This window comes from Enterobacter sp. KB-280D8, assembly GCF_041399405.1.
GTDB lineage: Bacteria > Pseudomonadota > Gammaproteobacteria > Enterobacterales > Enterobacteriaceae > Enterobacter > Enterobacter cloacae_N.
Genome location: NZ_JBGKEC010000006.1, coordinates 184,829 through 208,668, shown reverse-complemented (window position 1 = coordinate 208,668; position 23,840 = coordinate 184,829). Strand labels below are relative to the sequence as shown.

The window sequence follows — 23,840 nt, the reverse complement described above, 5'->3', positions numbered from 1 at the left end:
TGTTCCGGAAATTCTGGCCTTTCTCTTAATCCCTTATCCTGCTAATAAAATGTGTGATCCCTGTCTCAATGTTATTTATAACAAAATTATAACATTTCATTTACGAGGTAATTGAGTTTGCTAGCTCAATACGCCGCTGTATATGGCAGGAGCATAATCACAATGACAGAAAGCATTGCATCAAACGGGACGCTGGCTAACAGCGATACCCGAAGAAGGGTATGGGCAATCGTCAGTGCCTCTTCAGGGAACCTGGTAGAATGGTTCGACTTTTACGTCTACTCATTCTGTTCACTCTACTTCGCACATATTTTCTTCCCCTCCGGCAACACCACGACGCAGCTGCTACAAACGGCGGGAGTATTTGCCGCAGGATTCTTAATGCGCCCCATCGGTGGCTGGCTGTTTGGCCGCATTGCGGATCGCCGCGGGCGTAAGGCCTCCATGCTGATCTCCGTGTGTATGATGTGCTTTGGTTCTCTGGTGATCGCCTGTTTACCGGGATATGAATCGATTGGCACCTGGGCTCCGGCGCTACTTTTGCTGGCCCGCTTATTTCAGGGGCTATCGGTCGGTGGTGAATACGGCACCAGTGCGACCTATATGAGTGAAATTGCGCTGGAAGGCCGTAAAGGCTTTTACGCCTCATTCCAGTATGTAACGCTTATTGGTGGACAACTGCTGGCGATTCTCGTGGTGGTGATCCTGCAGCAAATCCTGACAGATGAACAACTCCACGCCTGGGGATGGCGAATTCCTTTTGCGATGGGGGCCGTGCTGGCAGTAGTTGCACTTTGGCTACGTCGTCAGCTGGATGAAACCTCGCAGAAAGAGGTCAGAACGCTGAAGGAGGCGGGAACCTTTAAAGGGTTATGGCGTAACCGCAAAGCTTTCCTGATGGTGCTGGGCTTTACTGCGGGCGGCTCACTCAGCTTTTACACATTCACCACCTATATGCAGAAGTACCTGGTGAACACCACCGGGATGCACGCAAATGTCGCCAGCGTTATTATGACTGTGGCGCTATTTGTCTTTATGCTCATCCAACCGATTATCGGAGCGCTTTCGGATAAAATTGGCCGACGTACGTCAATGCTGATCTTTGGCGGGCTGTCGGCGTTGTGTACCGTGCCTGTTCTGTCTGCGCTCCAGCACGTATCATCGCCATATGCCGCATTTGCGCTGGTCATGCTGGCGATGGTGATTGTCAGTTTCTATACCTCTATCAGCGGGATACTGAAAGCCGAAATGTTCCCGGCACAGGTGCGTGCGCTGGGGGTTGGGCTTTCTTATGCAGTAGCCAACGCGTTGTTTGGTGGTTCGGCGGAGTACGTTGCGCTGTCGCTTAAATCATGGGGAAGTGAAACGACATTCTTCTGGTACGTGACGGTAATGGGGGCGCTGGCCTTTGTTGTCTCCCTGATGCTGCATCGCAAAGGGAAAGGTATTCGTCTTTAATAATGCGCCATCTGCCACACGGCATAGCCGGTCGTTGCGCCGGCGACATCCCAGGCGAAATCTTTCCAGCTCCAGCCGCTCCCTGAGGGGCGGCTATCCCACAGTTCTTTTGATGCCCCAAGGCCCACAGAGAACATCAACCCTATCCCCGCGCTACGGTCACGGCTGTATCCCTGATGCTGCGCGTACTCATTACCCGCTGCGGAAAGCATAGCGGAAGCGAGGAAATGCTGTGCTTTATCCTGACCGGACCAGCTATCGTTGGCCATATGACTGCAGCCACTCAGAAAGAGGACGCTCAGTAACAGGAGGATGCGCATATTAGGGCTCCATAAAAAAGCCCTGCGGGTGGCAGGGCCTGGACATTACAGAATACGGCTGATAAGTCGATCAATACGGATACGACGCAAGCGGCGAATCAGCTTGCGGACTTTCACAGGATAATCGGCAATGCTCTGCAGCTCGCGGTAATGATTAACCACCGTGGTATGCGTGCGAATCAACTCCAGTTCACGCTCACGCTGTGCGGCTAACTCATGCTGAGGGTCATGGATCAGGATCGCGTTTTCCAGATCCAGTCGCCACGCGCGCGGGTTCAGATTGTTACCGGTCAGCAGCATCCACTCATCGTCAACCCATATGCCTTTCAGATGGTAACTGTTGTCTTCATCTTTCCAGAGACGTACAACCAGCTGGTCAGTGTTTACGTAATATTGTAAACGGCTCAGGAAACGGCGCAGGTTAATCTCATAAAGATAAGGCAGCGCGCCGATGATTTTGAACGGCTGATCTTCAGGAATGAAGAAGTCGTTTGCCGTTTTATCCCCGACGATAATTTCCACTTTTTTACCATCGCGCAGTAGCTGAATAATGTTACGTACCAGTACGGCGGGAAGGTTAAAGTACGGCGTGCAGATGGTAAGTTTCTGCTCCGCGCACGGCATCAGATGGAAGATCGTTTTATTCAGCAGGCTTGATTTGCCGAGCCCAACCAGCGGGGTAACGGATAACTCTTCGTTATTCGCATCGCCCTGAAAATGGTAGACCGCATCGCGCAGCTCCTGGCGGAAGGCGCGAACATCATTTTTGATCTCCGGGCTTTTAGGGCGCTCAGGATCGTCAAGGCGATTAACGCCACGGCCGTGTACCAGGTTTTTATCAACCCAGTTAAACATAATATCGGCCATCTGCGGATTACGGATCAGATGGTAACGATCGTAGCGATATTTATCGAGCTGATGAAGGTAAACGTCATTCAGACTTGCGCCGCTGTACAGGACGCTGTCATCAATGATAAACCCTTTAAAATGGAGAACGCCGAGCGCTTCACGGGTATTCACCGGTACGCCATAAACAGGCACATCGACGCCAGGATTTTCCTGCGCCGTGCGGCAATACCAGTCTGCATTGGTATTTGAAGCGGCCGCGCCAATACGGCCACGCTGGGCGCGATGCCAGTCAACCAGTACGCGAACATCCAGCTCTGGACGCTGACGCTTGGCTTCATAGAGCGCGTTCAGGATCGCGCGCCCGCCTTCATCTTGTTCAAGATACAGGGCCACAATGCAAATGCGTCGCGTGGCACTGGCAATTTTTTCCAGAAGCGTCTCCCGAAAATGAGCGGGAGCGTAAAAGAACTCTACATCATCAACTGACTGAGAAATCTTCGGTAGTTGAGCAAGGTGTTGTTGATGTTTATTACGCTTAAATTTTGACAACATCACAGTGCGTTTCTTCTCTGTTCATTGAAGGGTTGTCTGTACCATGCAAACAACATAAGCGGACAATGATACCACCAGTCCCGTCCAAAGTGGGTAACATTTCCAGTAGCTTACTCGGGTTTGTCTGCTGATGTCAGGCCGAGGGATAAGGCGACAATACCTTCGTCCAGCTGAATATCAACGTCAAATCCGAGTTTTCGCGCCAGGGTCACCATACCGCGATTGTTCGGCATAGTAATGCCATTCAGACGTAACAATCCGTGATCTCGCGTATAACTGATGAGTTTTTCCAGCAGCCGTCTGCCCAGACCCAGGCCTTTAAGATCGGAGCGTACCAGGACGGCAAACTCCGCGTCGACGTTATCCGGGTCAGAAATAGCGCGCGTCACGCCCAGGATCTCATCGCCCCGATCGGAACGCCGAACAGCGACAAATGCCATTTCTCGATCGTAGTCGATCTGGGTCATATTGGCTAAATCATCATGGGTAAATTCGTTGATTTCGCTAAAGTAGCGGTAATAAAGATCCTCTTTCGTGACCTGAGAGATAAAGGCCCGCAGCTGAGGTTCATCTTCCGGCAGAATAGGGCGGAACAAGGCGCGTTCCCCATTCTTCATCTCAACCCACTCTTCCAGCTGCAGAGGATACGGACGGATCGCCAGGCGGCTCTCTCTGTCCCCTTCGAATGGCGCGATATCCAGCGTCACGTCCAGCGCCGTAAATTCAGTGCCGGAAGCGAGCAGCGGATGGATATCTAACCTCTGGATCTCCGCACAATCTACGATCAGGTTAGACACCTGCACCAGGAACTGACTCAACCCGGCAATATCGAGAGGACGCAGGGCACTGCGGCCTCGGATCTTTTTGCTTTTAATCGCCTGAATGATGAGATAGCGCGCCAGATTCATGTTCAGCGGTGGTAATGCCACCGCGGCCTGCTCTTCCGGACGCCACTCAACGCCGCCTTCTCCCAGCATAATGAGCGGGCCAAAGACGGGATCGTGTTCAACCACTACCCGCAGTTCCTGAGCGCCCGCGCGGTTAGCCATGCTCTGCACCAGCAGCCCGTGGATCCGCGCCTGCGGCCAGGCCATTTTGACGCGATCGAAAATGGCATCGGCTGCCTGCTGCACCTCTGTTGCCGTACGCAGGTACAGCATGACCCCCTGAACGTCCGACTTATGCGGAATATCGGGGGAACGCAGCTTGAGGGCGACCGGGTAGCCAATTTGTTCGGCTATATGTACGGCCTCAGCGCTGTCGCTGGCGATCCAGGTTGGCAGAGTTTGCATCCCGTAGCTGCCCAGTATGGGCTGCACTTCATGCGTATCAAGTGAGGTCGCGCCTTCTTCGATAGCTTGCTGCAACAGCCGGTGAACGTCGACGGTGTTCGCCGTCAGATTACCCGGCAAAGCCGGCGTCTCACGCAGCTGTTTCTGGTTGCGTCGATATTCCACCATATGCATAAATGCCGTGATGGTGCCTTCCGGCGTGCGGTAGGTTGGCAGTCCGGCTTCACTGAACAAGCGTCGTGCCTCCTGAGAGGAAAACTCACCGCACCAGTTGGTCAGTAGGGTGACGTATTTGCCGCGCGGATGGTTTCGTACTGCCTCAATCATCGCCCGCGCGCTTTCACTGCCCGGCGCGACCGCACTAGGGGAGTGGATAATCATCAGCGCATCGAAATCCTGGCTGTCCAGCAAAATGGAGATTGCCCTGATATAGCGATCGCTGCTGGCGTCATCGCGCAAATCAAGCGGATTGTCGGGCGTCACGCTTGCGGGAAGCGCCTCTCTGAGGCGTTGCAGCGTCTCTTCACCCAACGTGGCCAGTTTGCCGTTACGCAGCCAAAGCTCATCCAGCGCGAGTGCGGCAGGTGCGGCACCATTACTGACGATCATCAACTTCTCACCGCGCAGCGGTCGCATATGGCTTAGCGTCTCAACGGCGGAAAAAAGTTCATGCGTATCCTGCACCCGCAGTAACCCCGCGCGCTGAATGGCGGCATCCCAGGCGGGATCCATGCCGGAATGGGACTGCAGCAGACGCTGAGCCGCAGGACTGCGACCGCTTTTGATAACGAGGATCGGCTTATTGCGGGAAGCACTTCGTGAAGCCGATACAAAACGACGGGCGTCGCTCAGATGCTCAAGGTAAAGGAGGATTGCGCTGGTTTTGCTGTCTCTCGCCAGGAAATCCAGCAGCTCGTCAACGTCGATATCCATGCTGTCGCCCAGGGCAATGAAGTAGGAAAATCCCATCTCACGCTGCTGCGCCCAGTCGAGGATAGTGTTCGATACGGCTGCCGACTGCGAGATAAAGGCGAGTTTGCCTTTGCGAATTGGCACCGGGGAGAAGCTGGCGTTCAGCCCCTGCCAGGGCGCGAGCAGACCCAGGCTGTTCGGCCCAAGAATGCGCATCTGATAACGGCTGGCGCAGGCCAGCAGTTCGGGTTGCTGTTCAGGCGGAGACGAGAGAATAATGCAGGTTTTACACCCTTTCTTGCCGAGTGACTCCAGCAGTTCCGGATTGCGTTTGGCGTTTGTACACAGAACGGCGAGATCCGGTACGAAAGGCAGGCTCTCCACGTCCGGCCACGCAAGCACGCCCTGAACGGCCTTATAAGCCGGCGTGACGGGCATAACGGGACCGTTGAATCCCCCGGCCAGCAGGTTACGCATCATCAGATAGCCAGCACGATCGGGTTTCATTGATGCGCCGATGACGGCAATGGATTTAGGTCGGAGTAGCGCTTCTAACCCTCTCTGGCTCATGCAGGCCTCCTGTAAATGCAAGCGACCTGATGATTTTAAACGCTTTCCGTCTCCGTTGCTGTGATGCTGCCCTTATGAACGGTTTTTCCCGCCAGATAGCGCTCCCGGAAACATGAGAAATGGTTGCCCAGGGCGCCGGCCGCTGCGGTATCTCCTGCTAAATCCAGCAGCGCAATGGCCACTTCAGCAGTGCAGTATTGGCCGTCAGCATGGGCTTCGCGCAGGCGGTAGGCCGAGACGCGGGAAAGATCGACAGAAATCACCGGCAGCGCGTCAAGATAGGGGCTTTTGCGAAACATTTTCCGCGCTTCGGTCCAGGTTCCGTCCAGCATAATAAACAGTGGCGGTTTCCCGGATGGCGGCGCGGTAAGGACCTGACGCTGTTCTCCCGCATAAGACGCCGGGAAAACCACCATCGGCTGGTAGTTCGGGCTTGCCACCAGGTCGAGCAGAGCCTGAGGCGGTGCCGTACGGGACCACTGAAACGCGGCGGTATCCGGCAGAATATCGGCGATAAGACGCCCTGTATTGCTGGGTTTCATCGGCTCGGTATCGAACATGACCAGACAAAAGCGGCTCTCCGCCGAACTCGGGGCCAGCGTTTCGCACAGACAAACCTTCAGCGGCAGCAGGCAGCGCTGACAGCGGCGAATACGGTTGCCGCGGGCGAGGAACGGTCGGGTAGCGCGCGCAAGGCGCTCGGCGCGTAATGTAAGGACAGCGTTATCAGTCATGGGCGAAATGGAGGAAAAACCCTATTTTCGCAGAGGCGGGAACGGGGCACAAGATGTGCCCCGGGAATGTTACAGCGATTCGTTTAACCAGCTATCAAAGGGGGCTTTTGGAACCGCACCGTTGAGCATATCGATCACTTCACCATTTTTGAAAATCATGATGGTCGGGATACTGCGAATACGAAAACGTGCGCTCAGCTCGCGTTCGGCTTCGGTATTGACCTTCACGAACCGCATTTTCCCGCTGCGCTCTTCGGCCACATCTTCGAAGATTGGCGCAAAGCTGCGGCACGGACCGCACCAGGGCGCCCAGAAATCGACCACCACCGGGAGATCGTCCTTGAGGAGTTTGTCCAGCGTAGCACCCGTCGCGTTAATGACATCGCCATCAAACAATTCATGGCCACAACGTCCGCATTTCGCACCATCTTCAATCCGATCGTCCGGAATGCGATTAAGAGCCTGACAGTTGGCACATACGGTATTCATAACTAACCTCTGATAGAGCCGTGGGACAGCGGCAGAACGCCGATAATGTTTCTAATATGTTACATATTATCAATGAGCCTGTTTGAAACAACAATGCGTTTTATTCAATGAGAACAATAGTCACAGGCTTTTGTACGAAATTATGGCTATGCGCTGGCACATCGGGTAATCTGCGCGCTTCGCGCAGCGCTGGTGGAGAAAAGCATGAACGACGAAATGAAAAACAAAAGCGGCAAGGTCAAAGTGATGTATGTCCGCAGTGATGATGACTCTGATAAACGCACCCAAAATCCGCGTACCGGAAAAGGGGGCGGGCGTCCGGCGTCCTCTCGTGCAGACGGTGGCCGTCGCCCCGCCCGCGATGACAAAAATACCCGCGTTGATGACCGCAAACGTGACGATCGCAAACGCGATGACCGTCCGCGTTCCGACCGCCCACGCAGTGACCGTCCACGCGACGATCGTCCGCGTGATGACTTCTCACGCGATAACGCCTCCCCGTGGCGCACCGTTTCTCGCGCCCCTGGCGATGAGACGCCGGAAAAACCAGATCACGGCGGTATCAGCGGTAAAAGCTTTATTGACCCGGAAGTACTGCGCCGTCAGCGTGCGGAAGAGACCCGCGTGTATGGCGAGAACGCCTGCCAGGCGCTGTTCCAGAGCCGTCCTGAGTGTATCGTCCGCGCCTGGTTTATCCAGAGCGTGACCCCGCGCTTTAAAGAAGCGCTGCGCTGGATGGCCGCGAACCGTAAAGCCTACCACGTTGTGGATGATGCCGAGCTGACCAAAGCCTCCGGTACTGAACACCACGGCGGCGTCTGCTTCCTGATCAAAAAACGTAACGGCACGACCGTGCAGCAGTGGGTCAGCCAGGCGGATGCCGATGACTGCGTGCTGGCGCTGGAAGACGTGGGCAACCCGCATAATCTGGGCGCAATGATGCGCAGCTGCGCGCACTTTGGCGTGAAGGGCGTGCTGCTGCAGGATGCCGCGCTGCTGGAATCCGGCGCCGCGATCCGTACTGCGGAAGGCGGGGCCGAGCACGTACAGCCTATCACTGGCGACAGCGTTCTGGATGCCCTTGAGCAGTTCCGTAAAGCGGGCTATTCCATCGTAACCACTTCGAGCCATGCCGGTACGCCGCTGTTTAAAGCGACGCTGCCGCGTAAAATGGTGCTGGTATTAGGTCAGGAACGCGATGGTCTGTCTGACGCGGCGCTCTCCAGTGCAGATCTAAGCGTCTCTATCGACGGAACAGGCAATGTGGAAAGTCTGAACGTATCCGTTGCGACCGGCGTGCTGCTGGCCGAGTGGTGGCGTCAGAACAAGGCATAAGCCTCTTATATGCCGGGCTTGCCCCGGCACATTCAAACCCTACTCGCTCTCTGCCGGTAACACAGGCATCCAGTCAATTGGCGTTTCGCCACGTTTTTCCAGCCATTCATTTGCCAGAACAAAATGATTACTGCCAAAGAAGCCGCGATGAGCAGACAGCGGTGACGGATGCGGTGCCTTCAACACGTGATGGCGCTGACGGTCGATAATCGCACCTTTCTTCTGTGCATGCGATCCCCAGAGTAAAAACACGACCCCTTCACGATGCTCGTTGATAAGGCTGATGACTTTATCGGTAAAGGTTTCCCACCCAAGGCTGGCGTGCGAATGCGCCTGACCCGCCCGTACGGTGAGCACCGTGTTCAGTAACAGCACGCCCTGGCGCGCCCAGCTTTCCAGATAACCGTGGTTAGGGCGGGTAAACCCGGGCACGGTTCCCTCAAGCTCTTTATACATGTTGAGCAGAGAAGGGGGGATAGCCACGCCCGGACGAACGGAAAACGCCAGCCCGTGCGCCTGCCCAGGGCCGTGATAGGGATCCTGGCCCAGTATGACCACTTTCACATCGCTCAACTCGGTATAGCGAAACGCGTTGAACACATCTTTTTGCGGCGGATAAATCGTCTGCCCGGACTGACGCTCAGCGGCAACGGTGCTGAGCGTGTTGATAAAATAAGGCTGCTGCTTTTCTTCTGCCAGCACGTCATGCCAGGTTAAAGGTGTCGTCATGTCGCTCTCCTGCGAATCTCAATCTGTGACTAGCTTACCTGTTTAACTCCGGTGAGCAAAATTACGCGCTGAAATGCGTGCTAAGCAATTAAATTTATTTTGAAATGATGCAGGTTAAGTTTAATTGGCAGAGGTGTGAAATTGATCTTAAACAATAAATTCAAACCACACTCTTTATGTGGTTGGTGTTTTTGTTGATTTAAATCAATAAATCACCGGGGTGTGAATGATATATATACACACAAGAAACAATGGTTTTACCAATTGGCCGCGTAAGGCCAGCATCAGTTAATGTAGCCTAAGGGAGGCAACACATGATTACAGGTATCCAGATTACCAAAGCGGCAAATGACGATCTGCTCAACTCTTTCTGGCTGCTGGACAGCGAGAAAAATGAAGCGCGCTGTGTAGTAGCGAAAGCGGGTTTTGCTGAAGATGAAATCGTACCGGTGAACAAACTGGGCGAAATCGAATACCGTGAAATCCCAATGGAAGTGCAGCCGGAAGTGCGCGTTGAAGGGGGTCAGCACCTGAACGTTAACGTGCTGCGCCGCGAAACGCTGATGGATGCCGTTGAGCACCCAGAAAAATACCCGCAGCTGACTATCCGTGTGTCTGGCTACGCGGTTCGCTTTAACTCACTGACTCCAGAACAGCAGCGCGACGTTATCGCCCGTACCTTTACTGAAAGCCTGTAAGGTTTCAGTCACGGGGGGGGAATAAAAAAGCCGGGAAATGTCCCGGCTTTTTTTACTCTTCAGTTTTGGTCTCTGGCGCAGCAGAGCTTGGCTTACGGCGCTTACCAATGTTTTTGGTATCGCGGTGGCGTTGCTTCACGCGCGGCTTCTCTTTTTCTTTCTCTTTTCTCTCAGCACGTTTCGCCAGCGCTTTCTTGGACGGTTTACCCGTCATTTTTTCACTCGGCGCACGTGTGGTTGGGCGCAATCCATCAATAACGCGCGCTTTCAGCGGCTCGTCAACATAGCGGCCAATTTTCTGCAGCAACAGGTGGTCATGCGCTTCAACCAGTGAAATCGCAATCCCTTTGCGGCCCGCGCGACCGGTACGGCCAATGCGGTGCAGATAGGTATCTCCGCTACGCGGCATATCGAAGTTAATGACATGGCTTACGTCAGGGATGTCGATCCCGCGTGCGGCAACGTCTGTTGCGACCAGCACGTTAACGCGGCCATCGGTCAGACGCTTAATACCTTCGGTACGCTTGATCTGCGCCATCTCACCTTCAAGATAGCAGTTGTTGATCCCGGCGTTACGCAGCATTTCAGCCAGCTCGTGCACGCGCTCGCGCTTACGCACAAACACGATGGTGCGGGTGGCGTCTTCCTGCTTAAGCAGGTGCTTGAGCAGCTCAACCTTGTGCTCAAGATTGTCCGCACGGTAATACCACTGGTGGATCTTCTTACGCTCTCGCGTGGACGGCGTCGCAGAGACTTCCACCGGATCTTCCAGCAGACGCTCTGCGAAGTCCTTGATCGCATCCCCTTCAAGGGTGGCAGAGAACAGCATCGTCTGGTTACGCCAGCGCGTTTCACCTGCAATATGCTCGATATCCTGCGCAAAGCCCATGTCCAGCATGCGGTCGGCTTCGTCGAGGATCAGCGTCTCTACCGCGCGGCAGTCGAAGTTCTCTTCTTTAATGTACTGCAGCAGGCGGCCCGTCGTCGCGACGACGATGTCCTGGTTTTCGCTGAACACTTCAGCGTGGTTCATATACGCAACGCCGCCGGTGATAGTGGCAATATCCAGATGTGTATTCGCCGCGAGTTCACGCGCGTGATCGGCAACCTGCATAGCCAGTTCGCGCGTAGGCGTCAGGATCAAAATACGCGGCGGGCCAGATTTTTTACGTGGAAAGTCGAGCAGGTGCTGCAACACAGGCAGCAAATAGGCTGCTGTCTTCCCCGTGCCGGTTGGCGCAGAACCGAGCACATCGCGGCCCTCAAGCGCAGGCGGAATGGCCGCTGCCTGAATGGCGGTCGGGCGTGTAAAGCCTTTGCTCTCAAGTGCATTGAGCAGGCTTTCATCGAGTTCAAGTTCGGAAAAAGTCGTTACAGTCATGTTCTACCTCTGTGTGGGGCGCTGATTATAGACGTTACGGCTGTAATCTTCATCTGTTTGTATGGATATCGCTTTGCGGCCACTTCGCTTTCCCCTATGCTACTCCAGTTTCACTTAGAAGGTTGTCCTGACATGTCTCAACTCAAAGCGCAGCTGCGCCGCGATGGTTTTACGTTTAAACAATTTTTTGTCGCCCACGATCGCTGTGCCATGAAAGTCGGTACAGACGGCATTTTACTGGGAGCATGGGCACCTGTCGCAGGCGTTAAGCGTATTCTTGATATCGGTACCGGCAGCGGGCTGGTGGCGTTGATGCTTGCGCAGCGTACGGAAGAACATGTCACCATTGATGCCGTTGAACTGGATGCGCAGGCCGCAGAGCAGGCGAGTGACAATATGGCCGAATCTCCCTGGGCAGCCCGAATGAAAGTGGAATGCGCAGATGTGCTCGCCTGGGCGCCTGAACAAACCGCGCGTTACGATCTGATTGTCAGCAACCCTCCCTACTACAAGCCCGGCGTTGAGTGCGGGACACCCGAGCGTGAACAGGCGCGTTATACCGGCTCCCTCGATCATAAAGCGCTGCTCACCAGTGCGTCAGAACTCATCTCTGAAGAAGGTTTTTTCTGTGTGGTCCTGCCCGAGAGTACCGGCAACACGTTCATTGGTATCGCGCAGGAGATCGGCTGGACGTTACGTCTGCGAACTGACATCTCTGATACGGAAGGCCGGTTGCCGCACCGCGTGCTGCTGGCGCTCTCGCCAAAAGAGGGTGAATGCTTTAATGACCGAATGGTGATCCGTGGGCCAGACCAGCGTTATTCCGAAGATTACACGGCTCTGACCCAGGCGTTTTATCTGTTTATGTAAACCTGCGGGGCGAGTATCGACGGGCCGGACTCAGGAAGCTGATCCGGGTAGTCGAGGGTGTAGTGCAGCCCGCGGCTCTCTTTACGCATCATCGCGCAACGAACAATAAGCTCGGCAACCTGCACCAGATTGCGCAGCTCCAGCAGATTATTGGAAACGCGGAAATGGGCATAATATTCATCAATTTCCTGTTGCAGCATCGTAATGCGGCGCAACGCCCGTTCCAGACGTTTCGTGGTGCGCACAATCCCAACGTAGTCCCACATAAATAGCCGTAGCTCGTGCCAGTTGTGCTGGATCACGACCCGCTCGTCCGGGTTATCCACGCGGCTTTCATCCCAGGCAGGCAACTGCTCTGTCTCGCGGGCGTAAGGCATTCGCCTGGTGATGTCTTCCGCTGCTGACCAGCCGTACACCAGACATTCAAGCAACGAGTTAGAGGCCATACGGTTCGCGCCGTGAAGTCCGGTATAGCTGACCTCACCAATAGCATACAGTCCGTCTACGTCAGTGCGTCCATGATCGTCAACCATGACTCCACCGCAGGTATAGTGTGCCGCAGGCACAATGGGCACTGGATCGCGGGTCAAATCAATCCCCAGGCTCAGCAGTTTTTCGTAAATCATCGGAAAATGCTGGCGAATGAACTCTGCTGGCTTATGGCTGATATCAAGATACATGCAGTCCACGCCAAGACGCTTCATTTCATGGTCGATGGCGCGCGCGACGATATCGCGCGGGGCCAGCTCACCCCGGGCGTCGAAGTCGGGCATAAAGCGGGAGCCATTAGGGCGTTTCAAATAAGCGCCTTCGCCGCGCAGGGCTTCCGTCAGCAGGAAGTTGCGCGCCTGAGGATGGAACAGGGCGGTGGGGTGAAACTGATTAAATTCGAGATTTGCCACGCGGCAGCCGGCGCGCCAGGCCATGGCGATACCGTCCCCGGAAGCGATATCCGGGTTCGTGGTGTACTGATACACCTTAGAGGCGCCACCCGTAGCCAGCACGACGGCCTTTGCCTGACAGGTTTCCACCTTCTCTTTATTACGGTTCCAGACCCACGCCCCCACCACGCGACGCGTGCCGGGCAAGCCAATCTTGTCGGAAATGATCAGATCAACGGCGTTGCTCCGCTCAAGGACACGGATATTAGGATGGTTCAGCGCTTTGCTGACCAGCGTGGTTTCCACTTCTTTTCCGGTAGCATCCGCGGCGTGCAGGATGCGGCGGTGGCTGTGGCCGCCTTCACGGGTCAAGTGGTAGCTCTCTTCACCGTTAGGCTGAACCTGGGTATCAAATAATACGCCCTGATCGATGAGCCACTGAACGCAATGGCGGGCATTGCTTGCGACAAACTCTGCGGCGTGCGCATCCACGATCCCGGCTCCGGCAATCAGCGTATCTTCCACATGCGACGCAATGCTGTCGGTCTCGTCAAACACCGCGGCAATACCGCCCTGGGCATAAAATGTTGAGCCTTCACTTATCGGACCTTTGCTCAGGACAATAACGTTCTGATGCTCGGCCAGACGAAGCGCCAGAGAAAGACCGGCAGCACCGCTGCCGATGATCAGTACATCACAATGAAGTTCAGGTGTTGTGTTCATGATTTTTTGTTTAATTTACTAAACAGTGTTTGGGCAGAATAGCACCTGAATGCGAGATATCGCACGTTTTTTTTAGTGGGTGTTGCAATTGCTAAACGCGTAAGCAGGGGTAAATGAGAGGTAAATGAATGAAATTATTTTGCGAAGCAGATCGTTAGCGTCAGATTTTGTGGTGAAATAAAGCCCGTGTTGCGTTACTCTTCTGGCGGGAAAAAGATGTTTCTTGTCAGAAAGTGGTGCGTATCGTGAACAGACTTATAATGAGAGAAAATGAACGGTCTGCGGCGCGATGAACAAAAACAAAGGCGTTACGGAACTTATTGAAGATCAGACACTCTAAGCTGGTGCTTGCTCAAAGTGCGGTAGTTGTAGAGTGGCGTTTCGATAACGCGTGGAATTTAGGTTTGGGGAGACATTACCTCGGATGAGCGAGCAGTTAACGGACCAGGTCCTGGTTGAACGGGTCCAGAAGGGAGATCAGAAAGCCTTTAACTTACTGGTGGTGCGCTACCAGCATAAGGTGGCGAGTCTGGTGTCCCGCTATGTACCGTCAGGTGATGTACCTGACGTGGTGCAAGAGTCTTTTATTAAGGCCTATCGCGCGCTGGATTCGTTCCGGGGAGATAGTGCTTTTTATACCTGGCTGTACCGTATTGCTGTCAATACGGCAAAGAATTATCTGGTTGCTCAGGGCCGTCGTCCGCCGTCCAGTGATGTAGACGCTATCGACGCCGAAAACTTCGAAAGTGGCGGTGCGCTGAAAGAAATTTCGAACCCTGAGAACTTAATGTTGTCAGAAGAACTGAGACAAATTGTTTTTCGCACGATCGAGTCGCTCCCGGAAGATTTACGCATGGCAATTACGTTACGGGAGCTTGATGGTCTGAGCTATGAAGAGATAGCCGCTATCATGGATTGCCCGGTCGGCACGGTGCGTTCACGAATTTTCCGTGCGCGAGAAGCTATTGATAATAAAGTTCAACCGCTTATCAGGCGTTGACGATAGCGGGATACTGGAAAAGGTATTAGGCATGCAGAAAGAAAAACTTTCCGCTTTAATGGATGGTGAGACGCTGGATAGTGAGCTGCTCAACGAGCTGTCTCATTCTCCCGAAATGCAAGAGACCTGGGAGAGTTACCATCTCATCCGTGACACGCTGCGCGGTGATACCGGAGAGGTTCTCCATTTCGATATCTCAGCCCGCGTGATGGCGGCCATCGAGAATGAGCCTGTTCATCAGACCACTCCGCTGATTCCTGAAGCTCAACCTGCGCCTCACCAGTGGCAGAAAATGCCTTTCTGGCAGAAGGTGCGTCCATGGGCCAGCCAGCTCACCCAAATGGGGGTGGCTGCATGCGTATCGCTTGCAGTTATCGTTGGCGTCCAGCACTATAATACTCAGTCTGAAACTAATCAGCAGCCAGAAGCGCCAGTGTTCAACACACTGCCGATGATGGGCAAAGCCAGCCCGGTAAGTCTGGGCGTACCGGCTGATGCCTCCGCCAGCGGCGGTCAGCAACAGCAGGTGCAGGAGCAACGCCGTCGCATTAATGCGATGTTGCAGGATTACGAGTTGCAGCGTCGTCTGCACTCTGAACAGCTTCAGTTTGAGCAGGCCCAAACTCAGCAAGCTGCTGTGCAGGTGCCCGGAAACCAAACTTTAGGAACGCAATCGCAGTAATGAAGCAACTTTGGTTCGCCATGTCTCTGATGGCGGGTAGCCTGTTCTTCTCTGCTAACGCCTCGGCTGATGTTTCATCCGGGGCGTTGTTGCAGCAAATGAATCTGGCCAGCCAGTCACTCAATTACGAGTTGGCATTTATCAGCATCAACAAGCAGGGCGTCGAGTCGTTACGCTATCGCCATGCCCGTCTTGATAACCAGCCGCTCGCCCAGCTTTTACAGATGGATGGTCCACGTCGGGAAGTTGTCCAGCGTGGCAACGAAATCAGCTATTTCGAACCCGGTCTGGAGCCTTTCACGCTGAATGGCGACTATATCGTTGATTCTCTGCCGTCGCTTATCTATACCGACTTCAAACGGCTTGCCCCTTACTATGATTTTATTTCGGTAGGGCGTACCCGTATTGCAGACAGACTGTGTGAAGTGATTCGCGTGGTTGCGCGCGATGGCACGCGCTACAGCTATATCGTCTGGATTGATGCGGAAACCAAGCTGCCGATGCGTGTGGATCTGCTCGACCGCGACGGTGAGACGCTTGAACAGTTCCGCGTCATCTCCTTCAGCGTGAACAATCAGGTTGGCAACAGCATGCAGAATCTGGCGAAGGCCAGCCTGCCGCCGCTGCTTTCTGTTCCGGCAGGGGACTCCGCTAATTTCAACTGGGTTCCTTCATGGATCCCGCAAGGTTTTAGTGAAGTGTCCAGCAGCCGCCGTCAGTTGCCCACTATTGATACGCCAGTTGAATCACGCCTCTATTCCGATGGCTTGTTCAGCTTCTCGGTGAACATCAACCGCGCAACGGCAAATAGCGCTGAACAAATGCTTCGTACCGGGCGTCGTACGGTCAGCACAACGGTACGCGATAATGCAGAGATCACGATTGTGGGGGAATTACCTCCGCAGACGGCGAAGCGCATTTCAGACAGCATTAAATTCAGGGCCGCACAATGATTAAAGAGTGGGCTACCGTCGTCTCGTGGCAGAATGGTATTGCGCTGGTCAGCTGTGATGTTAAAGCCTCATGCAATAGCTGCGCATCCCGAGCCGGTTGTGGCAGCCGCGTGCTGAATAAGTTAGGGCCACAGACATCGCATACGATTTCCGTGCCGAGCGAACAGCCGCTGGTGGCGGGTCAGAAGGTGGAACTGGGGATTGCGGAAGGCAGCCTGCTCAGTTCCGCGATGCTGGTCTATCTCTCTCCGCTGGTGGGGCTGTTTGTCATGGGCGGTCTTTTTCAGATGCTGTTTGGTACCGACGTGGCCGCCATGTGCGGTGCCGCGCTGGGGGGCGTGGGAGGTTTTTGGCTTGCCAAAGGTCTCTCGCCGAAGCTCGCCGCGCGCGAAGAGTGGCAGCCTGTCATTCTCAGCGTCGGGCTGGCTCCAGACCAGCTTCGTGTTGAGACGCTCTCTTCTGAGGCCCGGTGATCCATCGGGCTTTATCATTTTTTACGACCTAATACAGAAAACGCCCTCTCTTCACGCTATACCTGTCTCTAAGTGCATTTCCAGGTAGCGAGGATGTAGTGTAGAATGCTGCGTTTTCGCACTGAAAAACGTCAGGCTAAGAACAGCGGCCTCCAGGAATTCGTAAGGCATAATTATTTAACTATATGAAGAACATACGTAACTTTTCGATCATTGCTCACATTGACCACGGTAAGTCGACGCTGTCTGACCGTATTATCCAGATTTGCGGTGGCCTGTCTGATCGTGAAATGGAAGCCCAGGTTCTGGACTCCATGGACCTGGAACGCGAACGCGGTATCACCATTAAGGCGCAAAGCGTTACGCTGGATTACAAAGCGGCTGATGGTGAAACCTATCAACTGAACTTTATCGACACCCCAGGCCACGTTGACTTCTCCTATGAAGTATCACGCTCGCTGGCGGCCTGTGAAGGCGCGCTGCTGGTTGTCGATGCCGGGCAGGGCGTTGAAGCCCAGACCCTGGCAAACTGCTATACCGCGATGGAGATGGATCTCGAGGTTGTGCCGGTTCTGAATAAGATCGACCTGCCAGCCGCCGATCCTGAGCGCGTCGCGGAAGAGATTGAAGACATTGTCGGTATTGATGCGACCGACGCCGTCCGCTGCTCTGCCAAAACCGGTGTGGGCGTGACCGACGTGCTGGAACGCCTGGTACGTGATATTCCGGCACCTGAAGGTGACCCGGATGGTCCGCTGCAGGCGCTGATCATCGACTCCTGGTTCGATAACTACCTGGGCGTTGTTTCACTGGTGCGTATTAAAAATGGCACCATGCGTAAAGGCGACAAAATCAAGGTCATGAGTACCGGGCAGGTCTACAACGCAGACCGTCTGGGTATCTTTACGCCAAAACAGGTTGACCGTACCGAACTTAAATGCGGCGAGGTAGGTTGGCTGGTCTGCGCTATTAAAGACATCCTCGGCGCGCCAGTGGGCGATACCCTGACCGGTGCCCGTAACCCGGCAGACAAAGCGCTGCCAGGCTTTAAAAAGGTGAAACCGCAGGTTTACGCGGGCCTGTTCCCGGTCAGCTCTGACGACTACGAAAACTTCCGTGATGCACTTGGCAAACTGAGCCTGAACGATGCCTCCCTGTTCTACGAGCCAGAAAGCTCAACGGCGCTGGGCTTCGGCTTCCGCTGCGGCTTCCTCGGCCTGCTGCACATGGAGATCATTCAGGAACGTCTGGAGCGTGAATACGATCTGGATCTGATCACTACCGCACCGACCGTAGTCTACGAAGTGGAAACCACCTCGAAAGAAGTGATCTACGTCGACAGCCCGTCTAAGCTGCCGCCGCTGAACAATATTCACGAGCTGCGCGAGCCTATCGCAGAGTGTCACATGCTGCTGCCGCAGGAGTTCCTGGGCAACGTTATCACGCTGTGTATTGAGAAGCGTGGCGTGCAGACCAACATGGTTTATCACGGTAACCAGGTGGCGCTGACCTATGAAATCCCAATGGCGGAAGTGGTACTCGACTTCTTCGACCGTCTGAAGTCTACCTCCCGTGGCTATGCGTCACTGGATTACAACTTCAAACGTTTCCAGGCCTCCAACATGGTCCGCGTAGACGTGTTGATCAACGGCGAGCGTGTGGACGCGCTGGCGCTGATCACCCACAACGACAATGCGCCGTACCGTGGCCGCGAGCTGGTTGAGAAGATGAAAGATTTAATCCCGCGTCAGCAGTTCGACATTGCGATTCAGGCAGCAATTGGCAACCACATCATCGCGCGTTCTACGGTGAAACAGCTGCGTAAAAACGTTCTGGCGAAGTGCTACGGCGGTGACGTCAGCCGTAAGAAAAAGCTGCTGCAGAAGCAGAAAGAAGGTAAGAAGCGTATGAAGCAGGTCGGTAACGTTGAGCTGCCGCAGGAAGCATTCCTTGCCATTCTTCATGTTGGTAAAGACGGCAAATAACCTTTAAGGAGTTGGCATGGCGAACATGTTTGCCCTGATCCTGGTCATCGCTACGCTGGTGACAGGTCTGCTGTGGTGTCTGGATAAGTTTATCTTCGCCCCAAAACGCCGTGATCGTCAGGCTGCCGCGCAGGCGGCTACTGGCGACCAGCTGGATGCGAAAACCCTCAAGAAAGTTGGCCCGAAACCGGGCTGGCTGGAAACGGGCGCGTCGGTATTCCCGGTGCTGGCGATTGTGCTGGTGGTACGTTCGTTTATTTACGAGCCGTTCCAGATCCCATCAGGTTCAATGATGCCAACGCTGCTGATTGGTGATTTTATTCTGGTGGAGAAATTTGCCTACGGCATTAAAGATCCTATCTACCAGAAAACGTTGATTGAAACCGGTCATCCAAAACGTGGCGACATTGTGGTGTTTAAATATCCGGAAGATCCGCGTCTGGACTACATCAAGCGTGCGGTAGGCCTGCCTGGTGATAAGGTGACCTACGATCCGGTTGCGAAGGAAGTCACCGTTCAGCCGGGCTGCAGCTCCGGTACCGCCTGTGAAAACGCGCTGCCAATCACCTACTCCAACGTCGAGCCAAGTGATTTTGTGCAGACCTTTGCCCGTCGTAACGGCGGTGAGGCGACCAGCGGGTTCTTCCAGGTGCCGAAAGGCGAAACCAAAGAGAACGGTATCCGCCTGGTCGAGCGTAAAGAGACGCTGGGTGACGTGACGCACCGCATTCTGACCGTGCCAATCGCGCAGGATCAGGTGGGGATGTATTACAAACAGCCGGGTCAGCAGCTGGCCAGCTGGATCGTACCGCCGGGACACTATTTCATGATGGGTGATAACCGCGATAACTCCGCGGACAGCCGTTACTGGGGCTTTGTGCCGGAAGCGAATCTGGTGGGTAAAGCAACTGCGATCTGGATGAGTTTTGAGAAGCAGGAAGGCGAATGGCCGACCGGCGTACGCCTGAATCGTATTGGCGGAATCCATTAATTCTCAGGAAAAGAACACGTAGCCGCGTTATTTCGCGGCTACGTGAATTATTTCCTCGATAAATCTCTTTGAACTAACGACATCCCCTGTCGTTGTGTATAGAATATTCCCCCGAAGTTTAAGGTTGGCCCTGCAAGGGTGCCACGGCACACGAAACCGCGTTGGTTTTCTCAGGTCGGTTTCGTGTGCTGCATTTTTGACGCATTCATTTATTGGTATCGCATGAACCCCATCGTAATTAATCGGCTTCAACGGAAGCTGGGCTACACTTTTCATCATCAGGAGTTGTTGCAACAGGCATTAACCCACCGCAGTGCCAGCAGCAAACATAATGAGCGTCTCGAGTTTCTGGGTGACTCTATTTTAAGTTTCGTGATTGCGAATGCGCTTTATCATCGTTTCCCGCGCGTGGACGAAGGTGATATGAGCCGCATGCGTGCCACGCTGGTTCGGGGTAATACCCTTGCGGAAATCGCGCGCGAATTTGAACTGGGCGAATGTCTGCGTCTTGGACCGGGTGAACTGAAAAGCGGCGGCTTCCGTCGTGAATCTATTCTTGCCGATACGGTCGAAGCATTAATTGGTGGCGTGTTCCTGGACAGCGATATCCAGACCGTAGAAAAGCTGATCCTTAACTGGTATCAGACCCGTCTGGACGAAATCAGCCCGGGCGATAAACAAAAAGATCCGAAAACGCGCCTGCAGGAATATCTGCAGGGTCGTCATCTGCCGCTGCCATCCTATCTGGTGGTGCAGGTCCGTGGTGAAGCGCACGATCAGGAATTTACCATCCATTGCCAGGTCAGTGGCCTGAGTGAACCGGTGGTGGGCACAGGTTCAAGTCGCCGTAAGGCTGAACAGGCTGCCGCCGAACAGGCGTTAAAAATGCTGGAGCTGGAATGAGCATCGACAAAACCTATTGCGGATTTATTGCCATCGTCGGACGTCCGAACGTTGGTAAATCCACCCTGCTGAATAATCTGCTCGGGCAGAAGATTTCTATCACCTCGCGTAAGGCGCAGACCACGCGTCACCGCATCGTCGGCATCCATACTGAAGGCGCGTATCAGGCGATCTACGTCGATACCCCGGGCCTGCACATGGAAGAGAAGCGCGCCATCAACCGCCTGATGAACAAGGCGGCGAGCAGCTCCATCGGCGACGTAGAGCTGGTGATTTTCGTTGTGGAAGGCACCCGCTGGACGCCGGACGACGAGATGGTGCTGAACAAGCTGCGTGACGGTAAAACGCCGGTCATCCTCGCGGTCAACAAAGTTGACAACGTGCAGGAAAAAGCCGATCTGCTGCCGCATCTGCAGTGGCTGGGTAGCCAGATGAACTTCCTGGATATCGTCCCGCTGTCTGCTGAGACCGGCCTGAACGTGGATACCATCGCGGGCATTGTGCGTAAGCATTTGCCGGAAGCGATTCATCACTTCCCGGAAGACTACATCACCGATCGCTCTCAGCGCTTTATGGCGTCTGAAATCATCCGTGAAAAGCTGATGCGTTTCCTGGGCGCTGAACTGCCGTACTCTGTGACGGTGGAGATCGAACGTTTCCAGACCAACGAGCGCGGCGGCTACGACATCAATGGCCTGATCCTCGTTGAGCGCGAGGGGCAGAAGAAGATGGTGATCGGCAACAAAGGCGCCAAGATCAAAACCATCGGTATCGAAGCTCGCAAAGACATGCAAGAGATGTTCGAAGCACCGGTTCACCTGGAGCTGTGGGTGAAGGTGAAATCTGGCTGGGCCGATGATGAGCGTGCTCTGCGCAGCCTCGGTTACGGCGAAGACCAGTAAACAAAGACGGCGAGTATATGGAAGGTTGGCAGCGCGCCTTCGTTCTGCATAGTCGTCCCTGGAGCGAAACCAGCCTGATGCTGGACGTCTTCACGGAAGAGTCCGGTCGCGTGCGCCTTGTTGCGAAAGGCGCACGTTCCAAACGTTCTAACCTGAAGGGTGCTCTACAGCCCTTCACGCCGCTGCTGGTCCGCTTTGGTGGGCGAGGGGAAGTCAAAACCCTGCGCAGTGCCGAAGCCGTCTCCCTGGCGCTTCCTCTTTCTGGTATCACCCTGTACAGCGGTCTGTACGTCAACGAACTTATCTCACGGGTTCTTGAACATGAGACTCGCTTCTCTGAACTTTTCTTTGATTATCTGCACTGTATCCAGGCCCTGGCTGGTGCGACCGGCACGCCCGAGCCCGCCCTGCGTCGTTTTGAACTGGCGCTGCTGGGGCACCTGGGTTACGGGGTTGATTTTCTGCACTGCGCGGGAAGCGGAGACGAGGTTGAAGACGAGATGACCTACCGCTATCGGGAAGAAAAAGGATTCATCGCCAGCGTCGTGATAGACAACAGTACCTTTACCGGGCGCCAGCTGCGGGCGCTATATGAGCGTGAGTTTCCCGATCGGGATACCCTGCGCGCAGCAAAACGCTTTACCCGGATTGCCCTCAAGCCGTATCTTGGCGGCAAGCCCTTAAAGAGCCGCGAATTATTCAGGCAGTTTATGCCGAAACGTTAGACCACAGAATCGAAAAGAAAACCGAGGATTGTCATGGCTGAATTACTGTTAGGCGTCAACATCGACCACATCGCCACGCTGCGTAATGCGCGCGGCACGGCGTATCCCGATCCGGTTCAGGCGGCGTTTATCGCTGAACAGGCTGGCGCCGACGGTATTACCGTGCACCTGCGTGAAGACCGCCGCCACATTACCGACCGCGACGTGCGCATTCTTCGCCAGACGCTGGACACCCGCATGAATCTGGAGATGGCGGTCACCGAAGAGATGCTGGCGATTGCCTGCGAGACCAAACCGCACTTCTGCTGTCTGGTGCCGGAAAAACGCCAGGAAGTGACCACCGAAGGCGGGCTGGACGTGGCGGGGCAGCAGGACAAAATGCGCGATGCCTGTAAACGCCTGGCGGATGCCGGTATCCTGGTTTCTCTGTTTATCGACGCCGATTTCGCCCAGATTAAAGCGGCGGCCGACGTGGGCGCGCCGTATATCGAAATCCACACCGGCTGCTATGCCGATGCCAAAAACGATGCCGAGCAGGCCAAAGAGCTGGAGCGTATCGCCAAAGCGGCCACCTACGCCGCAAGCCTGGGACTGAAGGTTAACGCCGGTCACGGCCTGACCTACCATAACGTGAAGGCCATTGCCGCCCTGCCTGAAATGCACGAGCTGAACATCGGCCACGCCATTATTGGCCGCGCGGTGATGAGCGGCCTGAAAGAGGCGGTTTCTGAGATGAAACGCCTGATGCTGGAAGCGCGTCAGTAATGGCCATTCTGGGCTTAGGCACTGATATCGTCGAAATAGCCCGCATAGAAGCGGTGATCGCCCGGAGCGGCGATCGCCTCGCAAGACGCGTGCTGAGCGATAACGAATGGGCCATCTGGGAAGCGCACCAGCAGCCGGTGCGTTTTCTGGCAAAGCGCTTTGCGGTAAAAGAGGCTGCGGCCAAAGCCTTCGGGACCGGCATTCGTAACGGCCTGGCGTTTAACCAGTTCGAAGTATTTAACGATGAGCTGGGCAAACCGCGCCTGCGGTTATGGGGCGAGGCTGAAAAGCTGGCTGAGAAGCTGGGCGTGAATCACATGCACGTGACGATCGCGGATGAACGCCACTATGCCAGCGCGACGGTGATTATCGAAAGCTAAATTTTGTCCGCGTGATGCAGCAGGACAAATTTATCCCACAGCTGTTCTTCGCTCTCGACGTGTGTCGGATCCTTCAGGATAGTGTTGGGGATCGGGCACACCTTCTGGCAGGTCGGCGTTTCATAGTGGCCGATGCATTCCGTGCAGCGGTCGCTGTTAATCTCGTAAATGCTGTCGCCCATCGAAATCGCCTGGTTCGGGCATTCGGGTTCGCACATATCGCAATTGATGCATTTTTTGGTAATTAACAGCGCCATCAGGAAATTCTCAGAAACAACACAAACTGGG

Annotated in this window: 25 protein-coding genes; 16 read left to right on the top strand and 9 right to left on the bottom strand. The window is 54.7% G+C overall.

What is annotated here, in order from left to right; translation table 11 throughout:
• Window positions 1-162: 162 nt before the first annotated feature.
• A complete protein-coding gene (locus AB8818_RS17360) occupies window positions 163-1,458 on the top strand; it encodes an MFS transporter (protein ID WP_163330604.1) in 1,296 nt (431 codons plus the stop codon).
• Here AB8818_RS17360 and AB8818_RS17355 read toward each other — a convergent pair.
• The 5 genes from AB8818_RS17355 to trxC form a co-directional block, all read right to left on the bottom strand.
• Complete coding sequence (locus AB8818_RS17355) at window positions 1,455-1,778, bottom strand: YfiM family lipoprotein (protein WP_116343333.1); 324 nt, start codon at window positions 1,776-1,778, stop codon at window positions 1,455-1,457. The genes AB8818_RS17360 and AB8818_RS17355 overlap by 4 nt on opposite strands.
• Window positions 1,779-1,823: 45 nt before the next feature.
• Entirely contained in the window at window positions 1,824-3,179 is a 1,356-nt protein-coding gene (gene pssA, locus AB8818_RS17350) for a CDP-diacylglycerol--serine O-phosphatidyltransferase (protein WP_116343332.1), read from the bottom strand.
• Between the two features lie 110 nt (window positions 3,180-3,289).
• The gene (gene pat, locus AB8818_RS17345; RefSeq protein ID WP_116343331.1) at window positions 3,290-5,953 is read right to left on the bottom strand and encodes a protein lysine acetyltransferase; all 2,664 of its coding nucleotides are present in this window, start codon (window positions 5,951-5,953) and stop codon (window positions 3,290-3,292) included.
• A gap of 35 nt (window positions 5,954-5,988) precedes the next feature.
• Window positions 5,989-6,687, bottom strand: coding sequence for a tRNA-uridine aminocarboxypropyltransferase (gene tapT, locus AB8818_RS17340; RefSeq protein ID WP_116343330.1), 699 nt, complete (start codon window positions 6,685-6,687; stop codon window positions 5,989-5,991).
• Between the two features lie 69 nt (window positions 6,688-6,756).
• Complete coding sequence (gene trxC, locus AB8818_RS17335) at window positions 6,757-7,176, bottom strand: thioredoxin TrxC (RefSeq protein ID WP_061097357.1); 420 nt, start codon at window positions 7,174-7,176, stop codon at window positions 6,757-6,759.
• A 204-nt stretch (window positions 7,177-7,380) separates the two neighbouring features.
• On the opposite strand from trxC, the gene AB8818_RS17330 reads away from it, so the two are divergent.
• Complete coding sequence (locus AB8818_RS17330) at window positions 7,381-8,511, top strand: tRNA/rRNA methyltransferase (protein ID WP_116343329.1); 1,131 nt, start codon at window positions 7,381-7,383, stop codon at window positions 8,509-8,511.
• A gap of 39 nt (window positions 8,512-8,550) precedes the next feature.
• Here the strand turns inward: AB8818_RS17330 and ung are convergent, their stop codons facing one another.
• Complete coding sequence (gene ung / locus AB8818_RS17325) at window positions 8,551-9,240, bottom strand: uracil-DNA glycosylase (protein WP_023333064.1); 690 nt, start codon at window positions 9,238-9,240, stop codon at window positions 8,551-8,553.
• A gap of 314 nt (window positions 9,241-9,554) precedes the next feature.
• Between ung and grcA the strand changes: the two genes are divergently transcribed.
• Window positions 9,555-9,938 (top strand): autonomous glycyl radical cofactor GrcA, encoded by a 384-nt coding sequence (gene grcA / locus AB8818_RS17320; RefSeq protein WP_006176733.1) that lies wholly within the window; start codon window positions 9,555-9,557, stop codon window positions 9,936-9,938.
• Window positions 9,939-9,990: 52 nt separating this feature from the next.
• On the opposite strand, the gene srmB is transcribed toward grcA, so the two are convergent.
• Entirely contained in the window at window positions 9,991-11,319 is a 1,329-nt protein-coding gene (srmB, locus tag AB8818_RS17315; RefSeq protein ID WP_116343327.1) for an ATP-dependent RNA helicase SrmB, read from the bottom strand.
• Between the two features lie 132 nt (window positions 11,320-11,451).
• Here srmB and AB8818_RS17310 point away from each other — a divergent pair, with 132 nt between their 5' ends.
• Window positions 11,452-12,189 carry a tRNA1(Val) (adenine(37)-N6)-methyltransferase gene (locus AB8818_RS17310; protein WP_371199934.1) on the top strand — a complete coding sequence of 246 codons (738 nt, stop codon included), beginning with the start codon at window positions 11,452-11,454 and terminating at the stop codon, window positions 12,187-12,189.
• Here AB8818_RS17310 and nadB read toward each other — a convergent pair.
• Window positions 12,174-13,793 carry an L-aspartate oxidase gene (gene nadB / locus AB8818_RS17305; RefSeq protein WP_192983526.1) on the bottom strand — a complete coding sequence of 540 codons (1,620 nt, stop codon included), beginning with the start codon at window positions 13,791-13,793 and terminating at the stop codon, window positions 12,174-12,176. The two genes, AB8818_RS17310 and nadB, sit on opposite strands and share 16 nt — an antisense overlap.
• Window positions 13,794-14,137: 344 nt before the next feature.
• Here nadB and rseD point away from each other — a divergent pair, with 344 nt between their 5' ends.
• The 12 genes from rseD (at window position 14,138) to acpS (ending at window position 23,552) form a co-directional block, all read left to right on the top strand.
• Window positions 14,138-14,221, top strand: coding sequence for a rpoE leader peptide RseD (rseD, locus tag AB8818_RS17300; RefSeq protein ID WP_233002681.1), 84 nt, complete (start codon window positions 14,138-14,140; stop codon window positions 14,219-14,221).
• Entirely contained in the window at window positions 14,218-14,793 is a 576-nt protein-coding gene (gene rpoE, locus AB8818_RS17295) for an RNA polymerase sigma factor RpoE (protein WP_006176728.1), read from the top strand. The genes rseD and rpoE overlap by 4 nt, the downstream gene beginning before the upstream one ends.
• 31 nt (window positions 14,794-14,824) lie before the next feature.
• Window positions 14,825-15,475: an anti-sigma-E factor RseA gene (gene rseA, locus AB8818_RS17290; RefSeq protein WP_014832926.1), complete on the top strand. Its 651-nt coding sequence runs from the start codon at window positions 14,825-14,827 to the stop codon at window positions 15,473-15,475.
• Window positions 15,475-16,428 (top strand): sigma-E factor regulatory protein RseB, encoded by a 954-nt coding sequence (gene rseB, locus AB8818_RS17285; protein ID WP_041908666.1) that lies wholly within the window; start codon window positions 15,475-15,477, stop codon window positions 16,426-16,428. Before rseA ends, rseB begins: the two co-directional genes overlap by 1 nt.
• Complete coding sequence (gene rseC / locus AB8818_RS17280) at window positions 16,425-16,901, top strand: SoxR-reducing system protein RseC (protein WP_116343322.1); 477 nt, start codon at window positions 16,425-16,427, stop codon at window positions 16,899-16,901. Before rseB ends, rseC begins: the two co-directional genes overlap by 4 nt.
• Window positions 16,902-17,086: 185 nt before the next feature.
• On the top strand, window positions 17,087-18,886 hold the full coding sequence (gene lepA / locus AB8818_RS17275; protein WP_014884847.1) for a translation elongation factor 4: 1,800 nt from the start codon (window positions 17,087-17,089) through the stop codon (window positions 18,884-18,886).
• 16 nt (window positions 18,887-18,902) lie between these two features.
• A complete protein-coding gene (lepB, locus tag AB8818_RS17270; RefSeq protein ID WP_192983529.1) occupies window positions 18,903-19,877 on the top strand; it encodes a signal peptidase I in 975 nt (324 codons plus the stop codon).
• A gap of 222 nt (window positions 19,878-20,099) precedes the next feature.
• Window positions 20,100-20,780 carry a ribonuclease III gene (gene rnc / locus AB8818_RS17265; protein ID WP_003860711.1) on the top strand — a complete coding sequence of 227 codons (681 nt, stop codon included), beginning with the start codon at window positions 20,100-20,102 and terminating at the stop codon, window positions 20,778-20,780.
• The gene (gene era / locus AB8818_RS17260; protein ID WP_116343318.1) at window positions 20,777-21,682 is read left to right on the top strand and encodes a GTPase Era; all 906 of its coding nucleotides are present in this window, start codon (window positions 20,777-20,779) and stop codon (window positions 21,680-21,682) included. The genes rnc and era overlap by 4 nt, the downstream gene beginning before the upstream one ends.
• A gap of 17 nt (window positions 21,683-21,699) precedes the next feature.
• A complete protein-coding gene (recO, locus tag AB8818_RS17255; protein WP_116343316.1) occupies window positions 21,700-22,407 on the top strand; it encodes a DNA repair protein RecO in 708 nt (235 codons plus the stop codon).
• A gap of 33 nt (window positions 22,408-22,440) precedes the next feature.
• A complete protein-coding gene (pdxJ, locus tag AB8818_RS17250; protein WP_116343315.1) occupies window positions 22,441-23,172 on the top strand; it encodes a pyridoxine 5'-phosphate synthase in 732 nt (243 codons plus the stop codon).
• Entirely contained in the window at window positions 23,172-23,552 is a 381-nt protein-coding gene (acpS, locus tag AB8818_RS17245; RefSeq protein WP_163330599.1) for a holo-ACP synthase, read from the top strand. The genes pdxJ and acpS overlap by 1 nt, the downstream gene beginning before the upstream one ends.
• Here the strand turns inward: acpS and AB8818_RS17240 are convergent.
• The gene (locus AB8818_RS17240) at window positions 23,549-23,809 is read right to left on the bottom strand and encodes a YfhL family 4Fe-4S dicluster ferredoxin (RefSeq protein ID WP_116343310.1); all 261 of its coding nucleotides are present in this window, start codon (window positions 23,807-23,809) and stop codon (window positions 23,549-23,551) included. The two genes, acpS and AB8818_RS17240, sit on opposite strands and share 4 nt — an antisense overlap.
• Between the last annotated feature and the right edge of the window lie 31 nt (window positions 23,810-23,840).

What these genes read in the sequence shown, in the direction of transcription:
- rseB (WP_041908666.1), top strand. Translation starts at nt 15,475, where the DNA reads ATGAAGCAACTTTGGTTCGCCATGTCTCTGATGGCGGGTAGCCTGTTC.
- AB8818_RS17355 (WP_116343333.1), bottom strand. Translation starts at nt 1,778, where the DNA reads ATGCGCATCCTCCTGTTACTGAGCGTCCTCTTTCTGAGTGGCTGCAGT.
- rnc (WP_003860711.1), top strand. Translation starts at nt 20,100, where the DNA reads ATGAACCCCATCGTAATTAATCGGCTTCAACGGAAGCTGGGCTACACT.
- lepA (WP_014884847.1), top strand. Translation starts at nt 17,087, where the DNA reads ATGAAGAACATACGTAACTTTTCGATCATTGCTCACATTGACCACGGT.
- srmB (WP_116343327.1), bottom strand. Translation starts at nt 11,319, where the DNA reads ATGACTGTAACGACTTTTTCCGAACTTGAACTCGATGAAAGCCTGCTC.
- AB8818_RS17330 (WP_116343329.1), top strand. Translation starts at nt 7,381, where the DNA reads ATGAACGACGAAATGAAAAACAAAAGCGGCAAGGTCAAAGTGATGTAT.
- AB8818_RS17240 (WP_116343310.1), bottom strand. Translation starts at nt 23,809, where the DNA reads ATGGCGCTGTTAATTACCAAAAAATGCATCAATTGCGATATGTGCGAA.
- rpoE (WP_006176728.1), top strand. Translation starts at nt 14,218, where the DNA reads ATGAGCGAGCAGTTAACGGACCAGGTCCTGGTTGAACGGGTCCAGAAG.
- rseA (WP_014832926.1), top strand. Translation starts at nt 14,825, where the DNA reads ATGCAGAAAGAAAAACTTTCCGCTTTAATGGATGGTGAGACGCTGGAT.
- recO (WP_116343316.1), top strand. Translation starts at nt 21,700, where the DNA reads ATGGAAGGTTGGCAGCGCGCCTTCGTTCTGCATAGTCGTCCCTGGAGC.
- trxC (WP_061097357.1), bottom strand. Translation starts at nt 7,176, where the DNA reads ATGAATACCGTATGTGCCAACTGTCAGGCTCTTAATCGCATTCCGGAC.
- ung (WP_023333064.1), bottom strand. Translation starts at nt 9,240, where the DNA reads ATGACGACACCTTTAACCTGGCATGACGTGCTGGCAGAAGAAAAGCAG.
- lepB (WP_192983529.1), top strand. Translation starts at nt 18,903, where the DNA reads ATGGCGAACATGTTTGCCCTGATCCTGGTCATCGCTACGCTGGTGACA.
- era (WP_116343318.1), top strand. Translation starts at nt 20,777, where the DNA reads ATGAGCATCGACAAAACCTATTGCGGATTTATTGCCATCGTCGGACGT.
- tapT (WP_116343330.1), bottom strand. Translation starts at nt 6,687, where the DNA reads ATGACTGATAACGCTGTCCTTACATTACGCGCCGAGCGCCTTGCGCGC.
- grcA (WP_006176733.1), top strand. Translation starts at nt 9,555, where the DNA reads ATGATTACAGGTATCCAGATTACCAAAGCGGCAAATGACGATCTGCTC.
- pssA (WP_116343332.1), bottom strand. Translation starts at nt 3,179, where the DNA reads ATGTTGTCAAAATTTAAGCGTAATAAACATCAACAACACCTTGCTCAA.
- nadB (WP_192983526.1), bottom strand. Translation starts at nt 13,793, where the DNA reads ATGAACACAACACCTGAACTTCATTGTGATGTACTGATCATCGGCAGC.
- AB8818_RS17360 (WP_163330604.1), top strand. Translation starts at nt 163, where the DNA reads ATGACAGAAAGCATTGCATCAAACGGGACGCTGGCTAACAGCGATACC.
- acpS (WP_163330599.1), top strand. Translation starts at nt 23,172, where the DNA reads ATGGCCATTCTGGGCTTAGGCACTGATATCGTCGAAATAGCCCGCATA.
- rseC (WP_116343322.1), top strand. Translation starts at nt 16,425, where the DNA reads ATGATTAAAGAGTGGGCTACCGTCGTCTCGTGGCAGAATGGTATTGCG.
- AB8818_RS17310 (WP_371199934.1), top strand. Translation starts at nt 11,452, where the DNA reads ATGTCTCAACTCAAAGCGCAGCTGCGCCGCGATGGTTTTACGTTTAAA.
- pat (WP_116343331.1), bottom strand. Translation starts at nt 5,953, where the DNA reads ATGAGCCAGAGAGGGTTAGAAGCGCTACTCCGACCTAAATCCATTGCC.
- pdxJ (WP_116343315.1), top strand. Translation starts at nt 22,441, where the DNA reads ATGGCTGAATTACTGTTAGGCGTCAACATCGACCACATCGCCACGCTG.